We start from the raw sequence: 16,259 nt of genomic DNA on the forward strand, positions 1-16,259 counted from the left end.
AAAATGGATGGCTCAAAAGTTTAACTCTGAATTTAATTATCTTTTATCAAATGTCTCATCTATTTTACATCTTACCATGTTAACAAATTCAGAAATATTATATCCTTTCAGTTTGCATCCACATTTAGGACAATAATCTAGTCTCCTAGATACCAAAGCCCTACAACTAGGCTCTGGGCATCTCATTTTTAGACTTTCCTCTGCTACTTTAAATCCACATCGTGGGCATATACTACCTGGACGTGATGATACTTCCTTTCCACATTTAGGACACTTTGTCAACTTTATCCCCTCCAGTAAACTCAATTTAATTATTAGTTAAAATTTCTCTCTACAATAATATATGCAATACAATTAAATACGTTTCACCTTAAGTTATATAAGTTATCTTTTTGTAATAAAATAAAAATCCCCTATACTTAACTTACAAATAATTTATTTGATACATTAAATATATAGGGGATATTACTTTAATTATATAATTTTACAGTATATTAACTATCTAGGATTTTTTATAGATGCCTGAGCTGCTGCAAGTCTAGCAATTGGCACTCTAAATGGTGAACAAGATACATAGTTAAGTCCTACATTATAACAGAACTCTACTGAAGATGGTTCTCCACCATGCTCTCCACATATTCCTAGTTTTAATTCTGGTTTAACTTCTCTACCTAACTTAGCGCCCATCTTAACTAATTTACCAACACCATTTTGGTCTAGTACTTGGAATGGGTCTTTTTCTAATATTTCTTCATCTACATATTGACCTAAGAATTTACCAGCATCATCTCTTGAATATCCAAATGCCATTTGAGTTAAGTCATTAGTACCAAAGCTGAAGAAGTCTGCCTCTTGTGCTATTTCATCAGCAGTTAAACAAGCTCTAGGTATTTCTATCATAGTGCCTACAGTATAAGGAACTTCTACACCTTCTTCTTTTATTATAGCATCAACAGTATCTACTATCATTTTTCTTATTATCTTTAACTCATTTACTTCTCCAACTAATGGAACCATTATCTCTGGAGAAACTTTAACACCTGCTCTTATTGCCTCTATAGCTCCTTGTATTATAGCTTTAGATTGCATTACACATATTTCAGGATAAGTTATTGCAAGTCTACAACCTCTGTGTCCAAGCATTGGGTTAAATTCATCTAAATCAACTATTCTCTTCTTAATATCACTTACTTTTATACCCATAGATTTTGCAAGCTCTTCTATAGTCTCATCATCATGAGGTAAGAATTCATGTAGTGGTGGGTCTAGTAATCTTATATTAACTGGTTTTCCATCCATAACTTTAAATAACTCTACAAAATCTTCTCTTTGCATTGGTAATATTTTTTCAAGTGCTTTTTCTCTTTGCTCTACTGTATTAGATAATATCATTTCTCTAACTGCTGGTAATCTATCTTCATCAAAGAACATATGCTCAGTTCTACATAGACCTATACCTTCAGCACCAAACTCTATAGCTGCACGAGCATCTCTAGGATTATCTGCATTAGTTCTAACCATCATACACTTGTGTTTGTCTACCCACTTCATTAATTTCTCAAAGTTACCAGTTAAAGCTACTTCTGTTTTCTTAACATCTCCTAAGTAAACATTTCCTGTAGAACCATCTATAGAAATATATTCTCCTTCTTTTATAACTACATCATCAAGTGCTCTTATTTCTTTGTTAAATTCATCAACTTTTATTTCTCCACATCCAGCAACACAACATTTACCCATACCTCTAGCAACAACTGCTGCATGTGATGTCATTCCACCTCTAGCTGTAAGGATTCCTTCAGCCTTAACCATACCTTCTATATCTTCTGGAGATGTCTCTAGTCTAACTAAAACTACTTTTTCTCCTTTTTCACTTGCTTTTACTACATCATCAGCATTGAAATAAACTTTACCACTTGCTGCACCTGGTGATGCTGGTAAACCTTTTGCTATAACTTTAGCTTCTTTTAATGCCTTATCTTCAAATTTTGGATGTAATAATTGGTCTAATTGATTAGGCTCAATTCTCATTATAGCTTCTTTTTCGTCTATTATTCCATCTTCAACTAAATCAACTGCTACAGCTATTGCTGCTGCTGCTGTTCTCTTACCATTTCTAGTTTGTAATATATATAATCTTTCATTTTCTATAGTAAACTCTATATCTTGCATATCTTTATAGTGACCTTCAAGTATATGAGTAATTTTTACGAATTCATCAAATACAGCTGGCATTACATCAGCAAGAGTTGATATATTTTGAGGAGTTCTTATACCTGCAACAACGTCTTCACCTTGTGCATTCATTAGGAATTCACCAAATAATTTATTTTCTCCTGTAGCTGGATTTCTAGTAAATGCAACACCTGTACCACTAGTTTCTCCCATGTTACCAAATACCATTGATTGGATGTTTACTGCTGTTCCTAAGTTATGAGCTATATCATTCAATTTACGGTATACGATTGCACGAGGGTTATTCCATGATCTAAATACAGCCTCTATAGCAAGCATTAATTGTTCTTTTGGGTCTTGTGGGAAATCACCTTTAATTTCTTTTTTGTATATTGCTTTAAACTCTTTTACTATTTCTTTTAAATCATCAGTTGTAAGCTCTGTGTCAACTGTATATCCTTTTGCTTCTTTTACTCTATCTAATACATTCTCAAATTTATATTTTGGAACTTCCATAGCAACATCAGAAAACATTTGTATGAATCTTCTGTAACTATCATATGCAAATCTTTCATTTTGTGTAGCTTCTGCTAGACCAACAACACTATTATCATTAAGACCTAGGTTAAGAATTGTATCCATCATTCCTGGCATAGAGAATACTGCACCAGAACGAACTGATACTAATAATGGATTCTTATTGCATCCTAATGTTTTATTTAAGTCTTTTTCTAAAGTAGCTAAATGATTTTCTATTTCTTTTATTATCTCTGCTCTTATACTTTCATTGTTAACATAATAGTCATTACATGCTTCTGTTGTTATAGTGAATCCAGGAGGGACAGGTAAGCCTATCTTAGTCATTTCTGCTAAATTGGCACCTTTACCTCCTAGTAAAGATTTCATGTCTTTGCTTCCTTCACCAAAACTATAAACATACTTAGTTTCCATTGTTAAATCCCCCATTAATCTTTTTATTTTAATTTATATCATTTTTATTAATAGACATTATTAAATTTCTATTTCTTTGTATATCTTTAGACCATTTTCTTTCATTATGTCTAAGATTATACCTGCTGTTTCTTCTATTGCCTTATTTGAAACATTTATTACTGGGCATCCTATTTTTTTCATTATTTCTTCTGAATAATCTAATTCCTGAAGTATTCTTTCTAGATTAGCATAGTTGGCTTTACTAGATAGACCTAAAGCTTTTAATCTTTGAGTTCTTATTTCATTAAGCTTTTCAGGTGAATTAGTAAGACCTATTATCTTCTTAGTATTTATCTCAAATACCTCTTTAGGAATTGGTATTTCTGGAACTAATGGAACATTAGCTACTTTTATATTTTTATTAGCCAAATACATACTCAAAGGAGTTTTAGATGTTCTTGAGATTCCCACTAAAATTATATCTGCTTGAAGAACACCTCTAGGGTCTTTTCCATCATCATATTTTACTGCAAACTCTATAGCTTCAACTCTCTTAAAATAAGATTCATCTAATTTTCTAATTATACCAGCTTCTCTTTTAGGTTTTCTTCCTGTTCTCTTGCTTATTTCTCTTAAGATATCTGTCATAAGGTCTATACAACTAAGACCTTCTCTCTCACAATATCTTTCAACAATACTGCATAACTCTTCATCAACTAATGTATATACAATCAAAGCGTTTTCAGCTTTTGCATTCTCCAATGTTTCAAGTAGTACTCCTTTATTAATCATGTATGGGAATCGTTTTATTTCATAAGTTTCATTTACATAAAACTGAGACATACATGCTTTTGCAACTTGTTGTGCAGTCTCCCCTACTGAATCTGATACTGCATATATAATTAGGTTTTTCACCAGCATACCTCCTTAATTGTCAACTATTTCTAAGAATAGCTTAGTTATGTTGGTTTTTGATATTCTCCCAACAACTCTCATATGATTTTTGTCTTCTCCCTTATATTCAACAATTGGAATCGAATCTACTTCATGTTCTATTATTTTTCTTGAAGCTAATAAAACACTTGCTCCTTTAGTTAAAGTAACTACATTTGGAGTTCTTGTCATTATCATGCCTATTGGCATCTTATTTATATCAGAACCTCCTATTGTTGCTTTTAGCAAGTCTTTTCTGGAGACAACTCCACATAACTCTTCATTTTCATCTATAATAACTATACTCCCTACATCAGATAAAAACATAGTGACTATTACATCATATATACTTTCGTCCTTCTTAGCTAGTACAGGCATGCTCATTATATCTTCTACTGATTTTTCTTTTATACTTTTACCAATTAAATTAATTTCACTAACTCCTGAATAAAAATATCCAACTTTTGGTCTTGCGTCTAGTATTCCTGTCATTGTCAATATAGCTAAATCAGATCTAAGTGTAGCACGAGTCACATTCAAGCTGGAGGCAATACTTTCACTCGTTATTGGTTCATTTTCCTTAACTATATCTATAATTTTTAGTTGTCTTTCATTAAGCTGAATAATAATCACCTTCTTTCATTGTGCTATACTTTTTATCTTTTCGCATCTTATATAGTATATTATATAACTATATATACCATTCTGTAAACAGATTTTTTATTGAATACGATATATTTTTTTACTAAGTCCTCTTGCTTAAAGATATTTATTATATATTAATGGGGGATATTTCTTTAATTAATAGAACTATATTAGTATTACAGTTAATATTATAATACATAATTGGTCATTTTAATTCATTTTATATTAAAATTTTTAATTATATTATTTAAAATATGAATATAAAGTTGCAAAATTAATTTGAATTAAATATACTATTGAGATTTTCAATTATAAATGACCTATAATATATTTACATACAAAATATCCTACCAAAAATATACATAAATTTAAAAGGGCTGATTTAAAAATAACCATCACCCCTTTTGAATAGTATCTATATTATATTATAACCAAATCTTACCCAAATATTTTTTCTTGTAATTGTCTTAAATGATATAAAGTAGTATCTTTTTCTATCTCAACCATATCATAAGTTATAACTTCACCTTTTTTAATATCTTTAACTACTTTAGTCTTTTTGCTAACTAGACCAATAGGAACAGCATTCATAGCTTTTGCAACATCGTACTTTTCTATAGTACCATAGCATGTATATGCACCATATCCATCCATATACTCACCTTTTTTCAAATCTTTCTTAGCTATAGTCATAACTTCTGCAACTAGTCCATTTTTAGGTACTATTGTAGCCTTATGTTCTAAAACGGCCATAGCTGCTGATAAAGGAGTCTCTAAGCTACACAAATGATATGGTCTATATAATATGTAATTAGGTCCATCACCCATACTTAAATATTTTAATTCATCATTAACAGCTTTTAATTTATGAGCAACCACTACGAATACTCCAGGTGCTATGCCATTTACAAAATCAACTACACCATAATTATCTAATACTCCACCTTCACTTTTTAATGCATATTTTTTAGGTACTTCATTCACTGTAGCTTCAATACCATGACCACCTCTTACATCAGGTACAAATCCAGTTGCATTACACATTAAGGCCATTTCTACCATTGTTTTAGTTCCTTCTTTAAAAGAAGCTATCATATGAGGTGAAGCTCCTTTTCTTTCTGCTTCTTCTCTAACAGTATCAGGATTACAATCTAAATCTAATTTATTATTTTTACCTTTTCCTATAACTCTAACTTCAAATCCCATTGCATCTGCAAAATCGAATAATTCCATTACAGCTCCTGGCTCATCCCCTGCAGAACCTGTAAAGATTACTCCAGCATCATCTGCTAATTTTTTAAGTATTGGTCCAACAACACAATCAGTCTCAGCATTTAACATTACTATGTGTTTTTTATTTAAGATAGCATTTAGTGCTATTTCTGCACCAATTGCAATACCACCAGTTGCATCTATAACTACATCTATTGACTTAGTCTTACAAGCTACAAGAAAATCATTACAAGTCAATACTTTTCCTTCTTGTAGTTTTAGTTCTGCATCATTTTCATTTGTTACATTATCTATAACTGCTTCATCTATTCCTGCATCAGTAAATGCCTTATGAGCTAATTCTAAATTTATATCTACAACAATAGAAGCCTCAATACCTTTCATATTTGCCATTTGGCTTACCATTCCATTTCCCATATGACCAGCACCTATAAGAGCTACTTTTATTTTCTTACCTTCTTCTTCTAACTTTGCAAGTTTTCTGTTTAAATCTAACATATCCATTCCTCCTGTTATAATAATTTTATTTTTCAAATTAAGAAATAGTTATTAAATCTCCAATAGTTACATTTGGATTTCCTATTTCTACATGTATTTCTCCTGGTAAATTTACTTCACATTCCCCATCAAATTTGATTGTACAATGACCAATTTCTCTAAGAGTCTTTTGAGCAATGTCTCCAACTGAAACTATACAATAATCTCTATTTCCTATTGTAAGTGTGTCTCCTATTTCAACATCACTTTTTAATGTTGATATTGAATGAATTACAGATATATCCTTTAAGTCTTCATCATTGATGGTTTCATCATATATGATAAGACAATTGCTTTCATCCATTAACTCTTTAACTAAACTGCCTATCCCACTTATCTTAACTTCATATTTCATGACATTCCTCCTGATAATTTATATTTATATTAAGTTAATTAAAAGAAACATTTATTTTTTCTTTTATAAATTTTATAGCTTGTACAATACTTTCTTCATCTTTAAATCTTTGCTCTGCACTATATATGTCTAATCCTTCTATTTCTTCAATCTCTTTAAACTTAGCCATTACTGTGCGTCCTTTCAAAATTTCCCCAAACCTTATAAAACCATCTGAATCTGAAGATATAATAGCTATACTTCCTTTAGAAAAATAACTTTTCTTTTTTCCTGTAGATACTATCTCCCCTTTTGTTTTAGCTCTATTTAAAGTTTTAAAATATAATTTATTCTGTTTCATTATAAATATAGTATTTAGAACATAAACAACAAATAAAATTACAAGTAGTTTCATATTTATACACCTTCCACAAATCACATTATTTTTTAATTCTGTACGATTCTACATAAGATTTTTGAGTAACACTTTTTTAAATTCTAAAAAACTTCTACATTTACTTATCTTATTTGTTAACTTTACATCTTGTCCTATCTTTAAAACTTCTTCATAAATTTTTACCAACAAGTCTGAATCCATTTGATTCTCACATGGAAACATGGTCATAAGTATTATTTTTATACTTCTATTTGCATATTGTATTGGTTCTTCTAAAATCCCAATTGCCATTAGAAATTTATCTGACTTTTCATTTACAGAATGGGGAAATAATAGACCTTTATCAAAAACTGTAGGAGATTTTTCTTCTCTATTAATTATGTTTTCTCTAAACTTATCATCAATACATCCTAAATCCATAAGATTGTCCATCATTTTTTCCAAAGACCCAATTATCGTCTTTTCATTCAATATCATAAATTTATCTTCATCCAACAAATTATTTATTAATAAATTTGTAGAATTAGTGGTATCAATATTTCCTTCTCTTAAACACAATACTGTTTTTAATTGTTCTCTTAGTTTATTTTCATCAAATATTGTATTTATTTTCAACACTATTGTTCCTATATTTGATGTGTCTAAATCAATAGTTGTAAAAACTATATCGTATTCATCTAAGTTAATATTTCTCAAATTAAAACTTGAAAGAGTATCAATTTGTGGATTATTACCTATTAATTTTTCAACTCTTATTTTTAATAGCTTTGCTGTCCCTAGACCAGTACCACATATAATTGCTATTTTCTTTATTGAATAAAATCTACTACTATTTCTTTCTAAATATCCACTAAAATGAATTGCTATATATCCAATCTCATCTTCTGAAACTTCTAAATTATATTTCTGCTCTATTACTCTTCCTGCTATTTGAGCTAATTTAAAAGGAAGTATATAGTTCTGTTTAATCTCTTCTAGCAATATATTCTTTAATTTTATATTAAATAATAGCCTATTTAGAGTAAAACTAAGATGATATCCTAGTCCTATCCTTAATTCATCCTCATTTATAAAAATACCCATATCAATATATATTTGGTTAAATATATTTTCCATCAACTCATCAATATTTTTATTAATTCTACTACTATTTAAAGCACATTCTGATGCTGGTGCATTTCCACTTACTAATGGTATAGTCAAATAAATAATTTCCTCATCATTTAAAACACATTCAAATCTTTTTGATAATATTTGTTTTATTTCCCTAGCAATAAGGTATTCATCATATGATTTGAGTAAATCAAACTTTGCATTATACTCTTTTACTCTATTTTTTTCTTTTACTCTATAAATTAAAACTACAATATAGTTAAGAACTTCTCTTAGCATTTCATCTGTAACATAAAAATTATTATTTTTGAACAAAGTCAATAATTCCTCTTCCAAACTTGTGAGTTCTTCTTTTTTAATATCTTTAAAATATTTTGAATTATTTAAATCCTTTCTTGAGTTCTTATACAACTGATTTAATATAAGTAATCTAATATCAAGTTCATTTCCATGTAATTTCATCCCTGTATTCTGTTTTTTTATTAAGTTTAAATTATATGAAGCTAGAACTTTTTCTACATACTGGAAATCATTTACTAGAGTAGTTCTTCCTACACACATCTCATCTGCCAAACTATCAAGTGTAATAAATCCATCTAGCTCTATCAAATAATTTAGTATAAACTCTACTCTATCTTCCTTTGAGTTTAATGAGAATATATTTTTTCTATTCATATCAATAATCTTATTAAGTACTTTTTCATCTTTTATTTCCAGTTTATATCCTTGACCTTTTACATATTTAATTACTGCTATATCACTCCCTAAGTCTTTATTCAATTGTTTTATATATGTTCTTACACTTCTAGTTGTAACATTTAGTTCATTTGCTATTGAATTGATACTTACAAACTCTTTTTTACTACATATAATCAATATTTTAAATATCTTGCGGTCAATAGAAGGAATTTTCTCAGTTACATTCATTTTGTATCTCCTCCTTGATTTCATTCTAGTACAAACTTGAAACCAAATTAATACATAAAATTTCACTTTAATAGAGGAAAATTTAGTATTAATCTAAATCGATAATTACAGTTGATTAATAGTATAAAAGCTAGTCTTTCATTAACAAAACTCTTGACTAGCTTAAATTTATATTTTAAATTTTATTAATCAAATTTAAACCTAATACTGACATTAAATATTATCTTAAAGCAAATACCGCAACTCCATATGCAATAATAACAGATATTGGACCAGTTATTAAACGAGAATAAAATAGAGCTGGAACACCATATTCCACGGTTTCTGGTTCTGCTTCTCCCAAACTTAATCCTACTGGGACAAAATCGCATCCAGCTTGTCCATTTATTGCAAATAAAGCAGGAAGTGCTAAGTATGCTGGTATTGCTCCAAGACCAATTTGAGTACCTACAAGAGTTCCTACTACTTGTGCTATAACTGCACCAGGCCCTAATATTGGTGATAAGAATGGAAGTGTACAAATTATTGATATAATCAATAACCCACCAATATTACCAGCAAGTGGAGATATTACCTTTGCAATCCAATCTCCCAAACCAGATGCTAAAATAATTCCCATAAGCATACTTACGAATGCCATAAATGGTATTACATTATTCATTATCATTTGGATAGTATCTCTACCAGCATCATAAAACTTTGAAACTACTTTTCCTGCGCCTTGGCCAATAGAAAGTATTATGTTCTTTTTAGCATATTCACCTTGTGCTTTTGATTTTACTTCATCATAATTATCAGGCTTTCTGATGGAACTCTTATTTTCACTTTTATTTTCTTGAGCTTTTTGTGGCATATCTTCTCCATCTACAACACTTATACAATTAGGGTTAACATCTGATACATAATATTCCTCTGTTATAAATTTTGCTAGAGGACCTGTTTTTCCAACTGGATTTACATTAATTGTAGGTATTTTTTTCTTTGGATATACTCCACATCTAGCAGTTCCACCACAATCAATAATAACTACTGCCACTTCTTCATCAGAAACACCAGTTTTAAATCCATCTACAATCTCACAACCCAGTAGTTCTTTTATTTTTAATGTTACTTCATGGATACCACCAGCAGTCATTGATAAGATTTTATTTCTATTGCCTTCTTTTTTTATATATAAAGGGCCTCCCCAACCTGAACTTCCTTTTTCTATTTTTAATATCTTGTTTTCATCCATTTTAACTACCTCCTAAGCTTTATTTGCTACTTTATTTTTTCTTGTTAAAAAAGCATACATTTTTTCTGTTATTATACCTCTTATAAAAATCACGATTAAACCAACTATAAAATACCATAATGCTAATGTAGTAGTTTCTTTACCTAAAGTAGTCAAACCAGCTGATATTCCTAACCATACAAAAAGTTCTCCTGCATTTGCATGTGGAAAAAGACCTGTAATTGGATGTACAAATGAAACTGCTGCATCATAAAATCCTGCTTTATGTTCTTCTTTTAAAAATCTACCAAATGTATAACACATAGGATTTCCTAAGAAAAACACTGATACTAATGGAAGTAAAATATATCTTGTAAAAGAATTCCTTCCAAGCTTAGAAGCCCAATTATTAACTCTTTCCTCACCAATTATTTTAATCAAAGAGTTAATAGCTACCATTAACACGATTAGCGTTGGAAGAGTTCCTGAAACAAGACCTACAAATTGTTCTCCTCCCTTCTGAAACAAACCAATAAACCACTCTGCACCTTTACTTAGACCTGTAATAACGTTTTCCATAAAATTATAACCTCCCTATAATATCTTTAAATTTTTAATTTTATTACTCGCTATTAATTTTACAAATTACTTCTTTTTTCTGTACTATATGCTATTATTATAAATGTTTTTTATATTAATATCATTTTAATATAATACTTTTGATAAATAAATACATCTTTTTTCAATTTTATGAAGGAAAAAATTGTACTAATTAGAATTTTCAGAAATATACAAATCTTATTTCGACTATATTTTAAATTCTTCTTAAAAATTTAAGAACTTATTTTCATTTATTTTATTATTAATACTATCTAAATCTTATAGAAATAAAAAAATAGATGCTTTATGATAAGCATCTATCCTTTAATTAAATTATTTTTTAGTTTTTTTATAGATTATTTTATAGGTATATAAATATCAATTTGTGAATCCATATTATCAGGACCTAAAAATCGTTCATCATATACTTCAAAATCCTCTCTTATATCAATTTCGTCTTTTGAACTCAAAAACCAAGTGCCCCATATATATTCATAAGTTTTATCTAAACTTTCCAAGCTACCAATATGAGTAAATACAGCATACTTTCCTCCTGTAATAGTTTTTGCAACAAATGAATTTGGAATATACTCATAACTGCTAACTTCAAACCCTATTATCTCATTAAATTCCATATTCTCACTAACTAGATGTATTTTAGATGTTGCATCACAAATTCCAAAAGCTCTCCTTGATGGTAAAGTATTTGGAACAATATGATGCACTTTCTTAAACTTTTCCCACAAATTAGGTAATGAGTTATTTTCTAGTATCACATTATCTCTTATACCAATTACCATTATTTCATCTATTTCTTTTATAACTGGTTTAATCGTTATATTCTCCATAAGATGCTTCATAAAATCTAATTCTAATTTTTTCTTTTTACCAACAAATACATCTATTCTATTTTTTCTATATTCCATAGGGCTAACTTTATATATAGACTTAAATGCTCTGCTAAATGCTTCTGAGGATTCAAAACCACTATCAATAGCTATATCTATTATCTTTTTTTCACTGTATAAAAGTTCTTTTGTGCTATTGACCAAACGTCTTTTTTTTATGTAGCTTCCTACACTTTCACCAAACATAGACTTGAATAAGCGTGTCAAATGATAATAAGAATATCCTGATTCTTTTGCCACATCATTTACAGTTATATTTTCTTTTAGATTATTCTCAATATATACTACAGCTTTTTCAAAATACTTTAAGTAATCCAATATGACACCTCCTCAAATCAGATATTCTTATAAATTGTAAATATACATATATATATTAATACTACTTTGTTAATATAATAAACAATTCAATACATTTCTATATACTCTTTATTTATTTTACAATTTTTAAATTGTTTATAAAGTTAAATAAAAAGGAACTAAACATTTGATTATTACTTAAAATAAAGTATCTATAGGATAGCATAATACTTACTCATACAAAATATCTTTTTCTCTCACGAAAATATTATTGTTCAAATCGTATTCCATGCAAACGATAGACTTCATTTAAATCAGAAATATCAAGAATAAGTCTATCTTCCAAATCCATATTAGAAATTTTCTTCATATCTACATTAGAAAGGTAAAAGTCATCAATATTATAATTTTCCTGTATCCTTTCTAAATGAACAGATTTTGGAATTGCTATGATACTACTCTGATTAAGCCATTTTAGAATAACTTGAGCAGGTGTCTTGCTATAAGATACCCCAATCTCTGTCAACATACTATTTTGAAAAATATTTTTTTGTCCTTCTGCAAATGGTGCCCATGCCATAGGCTTAATATCATAATTTTCCATAATATTGCGTAATTTTTTCTGCTGACAGAATGGATGCAATTCAATCTGATTGACTGATGGAATAACATCATGACTTAAAATCAAATCTACCAAACGATCAGATCGGAAATTGCATACACCTATTGATTTGATTTTTCCCATATGGTAAAGTTCCTCCATTGCCTTCCAGCTTCCATGGTAATCCCCATAAGGCATATGAATAAGATATAAATCTAAATAATCTATTTGTAAATTAGATAGTGTCTTTTCAAAAGATATTCTAGTTGTTTCGTAACCAGCATCCTGAATCCATACTTTAGAACAAATAAACACCTCTTCTCTTGGAATACCACTTTCACGAATTGCATCACCCACTGCTTTCTCATTTCCATAACAAGCTGCTGTATCAATTAGGCGATACCCTGTACGCAACGCATTTAAAACACTTTCTTTACATTCTTCATAATCAGTTATCTGAAATACACCAAAACCTAACAATGGTATTTCTAAATTATTATTCAATTTAATTTTCTTCATATTATTTGCCCTCTCTTTGGTATATTAAAGGTATTTTTTACTCAATCAATTCAAAAAAATCAGAAGGTGCTTTTTCAATATCTATATTTATTAACTGTGTTGTAGATTTAATATTGTCATTCAGATAGTATTTATTCCATATATTACTTTCTAATCCACCCCATAATATGTTAAACGTTCCTGTATTTAAGTCCATAACTATACTTTTTAAAGTTCCAAAAAAATCGTTGTAATAATTACAAGATAATCCATATGGATATTTTAAGGATAAGAAATTCATTAAATCCTTCTCACTAATTTTTTTAGAATTATCTATGTATTCTTTAATTAAATTATATCTATGAATAGAATTATTCATAGACTGTGGTTCTAATTTATGAAGTTTATTAATATGAATATGATTTGTAGAGTGAAGAAAATATTCTCTCTTATTTCCAAATTCATTTATTTTCTTTATCTCTTTTTTTCCATCTAGAGTTTCTACAAGTACCATATTTCCAGACTTATCTGCAAGTAATAGATTAATGTTATATGCAATAGGCATATCTTCTATATATCCTAATGCCTCCTCTACATCTTTGCAATTTTCTAATAAATATCTAATAACAGCCCAAAACTGTAAACCTACAATTTTAGGTTTTCTCATACCCTCTTGAGCTCCTACTGGATAACCACAAGATGTTTGACTTACACCCAAACCACATTCATTCATACCTTCAGTTCTTCCAAACTGCATTACTGTAGTTCCAATGTGTGCATATTTACCAACCACCTTAGTTTTACATAAAGCAAAATCTTCCATATGGTGTGAGAAATCAAAATTACGAGCAAAGAGAACATGCCCATTTTCAGTTAATTCTGGTGTTAAAGCAACTTGACTGCAACCTGGTCTAAGATAGGTCATAGTATAGTATAAAAGTTGACTACTATCTACTTGAATGGCATCAGCAAAACCTTGTAATTCTTCATTAAGTCCTGGGCAATATTTGTCAAATAACTCTACCATATAGTTTTCTTCTTCTTTAGTTACAACATTAGATTTATTAGTTTGTTCACATATCAACTCTGGTATATTTACAATTGATTTTCCTAACTCATATCCTATTTCATAGTTTGTGCCACATAATTCGTAAGTTCTTACTTTTAAAGTCTCCATATTATTTCCTCCTATATATCTCTTGTACTTGATTTTATCATTAGGGCTACAACCTTTCATGATATTTTTTGCTATAATAAGTTTGTAAATCTAAAAAATCTAATATGTACTAGATTTATATAGGATTATTTAAGTGCCTATTATATAAATTAAGTGTCCAAACTTAAAATATTACTTTTGTTCATGCATATTTATTCTTTTAAGCCATGAAATAATTTTTTCTTCTGCGCCATTTCCTCCATTTCCATAAATATCAAATATATCTAAAACTTTTGAATTAGGACATAATTTTTTTATGTCTTTATCAGCATGACCTTTTCCACCACCTCCATGAGTAATAAAAGGTATAATATTTTTTCCACTTAAATTATTCTGGTTAAGTAAAGTTGCTATAGGTGGTGCAATTGTACTCCACCAATTAGGTGTCCCTAAAAAAATAGTATCATAATCACTTAAATCATATGATATTTTTTTAATACTAGGCATAATCCCCTTCTGTATCTCTTGTTGAGCTTGTTTCACTAGTGCATTATAATCCTTTGTGTATGGTGTTTCTGTAAGTATCTCTTGTATATCAGCAAATGTATACTTTTGAATAATTTCTGCAATTCTTTTAGTGTTTGACGAACTTGAAAAGTATAATACAATATTTTTTTTACTCATATCTATTCCCCCTTATTTTTCAATGTCATACATTTAGCAACTGTATTTCCTGTTTTTAAATATGTATAACCAGGCATTTCAAATAAAATTGGTTTTAGTTTTTCATAATCAATTTTGTTTTCTTCATTTAAAATTTCTTCATCTGCATATGTATGGCTTATTTTTAATATAAAACTTTCAAATCCCTTTGTTTCATAAATATCATCCACATAACATTCCATGTTTAGTTTTGATTCTTTTATTAGTGGAGCTCCTTCATCACCTATTTCGTATTCAAATACTTTTGATTTATCAATTTTACTTCCACTTACACAACCAACATAATCTGCTTTTGACAACATAGACTCATCTACAACATTTACAGAGAGTACTTTACTTTCTCTAATTCCTTTATTTGTATAATGTGATTTTGCTAAACTTATCATAATATGGTCATGCCCAATAATACCTAAATGTCCTACTAACATCCAGTTAGGGCTTTCATCAATTACTACTCCAACAACTACCAATGGTGTAGGATATAATCCTATTATAGAACCTAAGTCCTTTTTCATATATAATTACCTCTTTTCTTTTATTTTCTTATATTGTATTCCCTTAACCAAACTTAAGGTCAAATATTATTTTTTATATTCGTGCTTTTCTTTCCATTCCTTAACCATTTTTTGTGTTACAGGGTCACATAGGTTATAGTAATTTTCAATTTTATACTCAACAACATCTAAACATTCTCGAAGTTTATTAATCTGTGTAGTCAAATCTTCTTTTACTTCTACCAATATTTCTCTACGTACTTCTTTTGTATCATCATCAGAACATGCAAGTCGTACATATTCAATAATAGCTTCTAAAGAAGCTCCTGCTTTCTTAAACTTCATAACAAACTCAATCCAGTGAATAGCACGTTCATCATAATCACGAATTCCAGACTTATTTTTAGGAATAGGTGGTATTAATCCTATCCTTTCATAATAACGTAAATTATCTACTGATATTCCAGTACGTTTTGAAGCTTCTTTAATTGTCATAAGCATCACACTCCTTATAAGTATCTTTTTTTAATATACAACCTTAA

The 16,259-nt window shown here is 28.9% G+C and carries 16 protein-coding genes; all 16 read right to left on the reverse strand.

Going from position 1 to position 16,259, the window contains the following annotated elements:
- Positions 1-36: 36 nt before the first annotated feature.
- The gene (locus Q3304_RS03205; protein WP_054271017.1) at positions 37-282 is read right to left on the reverse strand and encodes a hypothetical protein; all 246 of its coding nucleotides are present in this window, start codon (positions 280-282) and stop codon (positions 37-39) included.
- 216 nt (positions 283-498) lie between these two features.
- Complete coding sequence (ppdK, locus tag Q3304_RS03210) at positions 499-3,126, reverse strand: pyruvate, phosphate dikinase (RefSeq protein ID WP_407814167.1); 2,628 nt, start codon at positions 3,124-3,126, stop codon at positions 499-501.
- Positions 3,127-3,186: 60 nt separating this feature from the next.
- Positions 3,187-4,029 carry a pyruvate, water dikinase regulatory protein gene (locus Q3304_RS03215; RefSeq protein ID WP_044213707.1) on the reverse strand — a complete coding sequence of 281 codons (843 nt, stop codon included), beginning with the start codon at positions 4,027-4,029 and terminating at the stop codon, positions 3,187-3,189.
- A gap of 6 nt (positions 4,030-4,035) precedes the next feature.
- Positions 4,036-4,674, reverse strand: coding sequence for a helix-turn-helix transcriptional regulator (locus tag Q3304_RS03220; RefSeq protein ID WP_054271019.1), 639 nt, complete (start codon positions 4,672-4,674; stop codon positions 4,036-4,038).
- Positions 4,675-5,124: 450 nt separating this feature from the next.
- Positions 5,125-6,417, reverse strand: a complete 1,293-nt coding sequence (locus Q3304_RS03225; protein ID WP_054271020.1) for an NAD(P)H-dependent oxidoreductase — start codon at positions 6,415-6,417, stop codon at positions 5,125-5,127.
- A gap of 37 nt (positions 6,418-6,454) precedes the next feature.
- A complete protein-coding gene (locus Q3304_RS03230; protein ID WP_054271021.1) occupies positions 6,455-6,811 on the reverse strand; it encodes a PTS glucitol/sorbitol transporter subunit IIA in 357 nt (118 codons plus the stop codon).
- Between the two features lie 34 nt (positions 6,812-6,845).
- The gene (locus tag Q3304_RS03235) at positions 6,846-7,205 is read right to left on the reverse strand and encodes a transcriptional regulator GutM (RefSeq protein ID WP_054277165.1); all 360 of its coding nucleotides are present in this window, start codon (positions 7,203-7,205) and stop codon (positions 6,846-6,848) included.
- A gap of 48 nt (positions 7,206-7,253) precedes the next feature.
- A complete protein-coding gene (locus Q3304_RS03240; RefSeq protein WP_407814166.1) occupies positions 7,254-9,227 on the reverse strand; it encodes a BglG family transcription antiterminator in 1,974 nt (657 codons plus the stop codon).
- Between the two features lie 220 nt (positions 9,228-9,447).
- Entirely contained in the window at positions 9,448-10,461 is a 1,014-nt protein-coding gene (locus Q3304_RS03245; protein WP_054271024.1) for a PTS glucitol/sorbitol transporter subunit IIB, read from the reverse strand.
- A 12-nt stretch (positions 10,462-10,473) separates the two neighbouring features.
- Complete coding sequence (locus Q3304_RS03250) at positions 10,474-11,019, reverse strand: PTS glucitol/sorbitol transporter subunit IIC (protein ID WP_054271025.1); 546 nt, start codon at positions 11,017-11,019, stop codon at positions 10,474-10,476.
- Positions 11,020-11,396: 377 nt separating this feature from the next.
- Positions 11,397-12,266: an effector binding domain-containing protein gene (locus tag Q3304_RS03255; protein WP_407814165.1), complete on the reverse strand. Its 870-nt coding sequence runs from the start codon at positions 12,264-12,266 to the stop codon at positions 11,397-11,399.
- 247 nt (positions 12,267-12,513) lie between these two features.
- The gene (locus Q3304_RS03260) at positions 12,514-13,365 is read right to left on the reverse strand and encodes an aldo/keto reductase (RefSeq protein ID WP_054271027.1); all 852 of its coding nucleotides are present in this window, start codon (positions 13,363-13,365) and stop codon (positions 12,514-12,516) included.
- A gap of 37 nt (positions 13,366-13,402) precedes the next feature.
- Positions 13,403-14,521, reverse strand: coding sequence for a C45 family autoproteolytic acyltransferase/hydolase (locus Q3304_RS03265; protein ID WP_407814164.1), 1,119 nt, complete (start codon positions 14,519-14,521; stop codon positions 13,403-13,405).
- Between the two features lie 171 nt (positions 14,522-14,692).
- Positions 14,693-15,184: a flavodoxin gene (locus Q3304_RS03270; protein ID WP_407814163.1), complete on the reverse strand. Its 492-nt coding sequence runs from the start codon at positions 15,182-15,184 to the stop codon at positions 14,693-14,695.
- Between the two features lie 2 nt (positions 15,185-15,186).
- Positions 15,187-15,738 (reverse strand): flavin reductase family protein, encoded by a 552-nt coding sequence (locus Q3304_RS03275; RefSeq protein WP_223152819.1) that lies wholly within the window; start codon positions 15,736-15,738, stop codon positions 15,187-15,189.
- Positions 15,739-15,804: 66 nt separating this feature from the next.
- Positions 15,805-16,212, reverse strand: coding sequence for a MerR family transcriptional regulator (locus tag Q3304_RS03280; protein WP_054277170.1), 408 nt, complete (start codon positions 16,210-16,212; stop codon positions 15,805-15,807).
- Between the last annotated feature and the right edge of the window lie 47 nt (positions 16,213-16,259).

Origin of the sequence: Clostridioides sp. GD02377, assembly GCF_045899875.1 — a bacterium.
GTDB classification, from domain to species: domain Bacteria; phylum Bacillota; class Clostridia; order Peptostreptococcales; family Peptostreptococcaceae; genus Clostridioides; species Clostridioides difficile_A.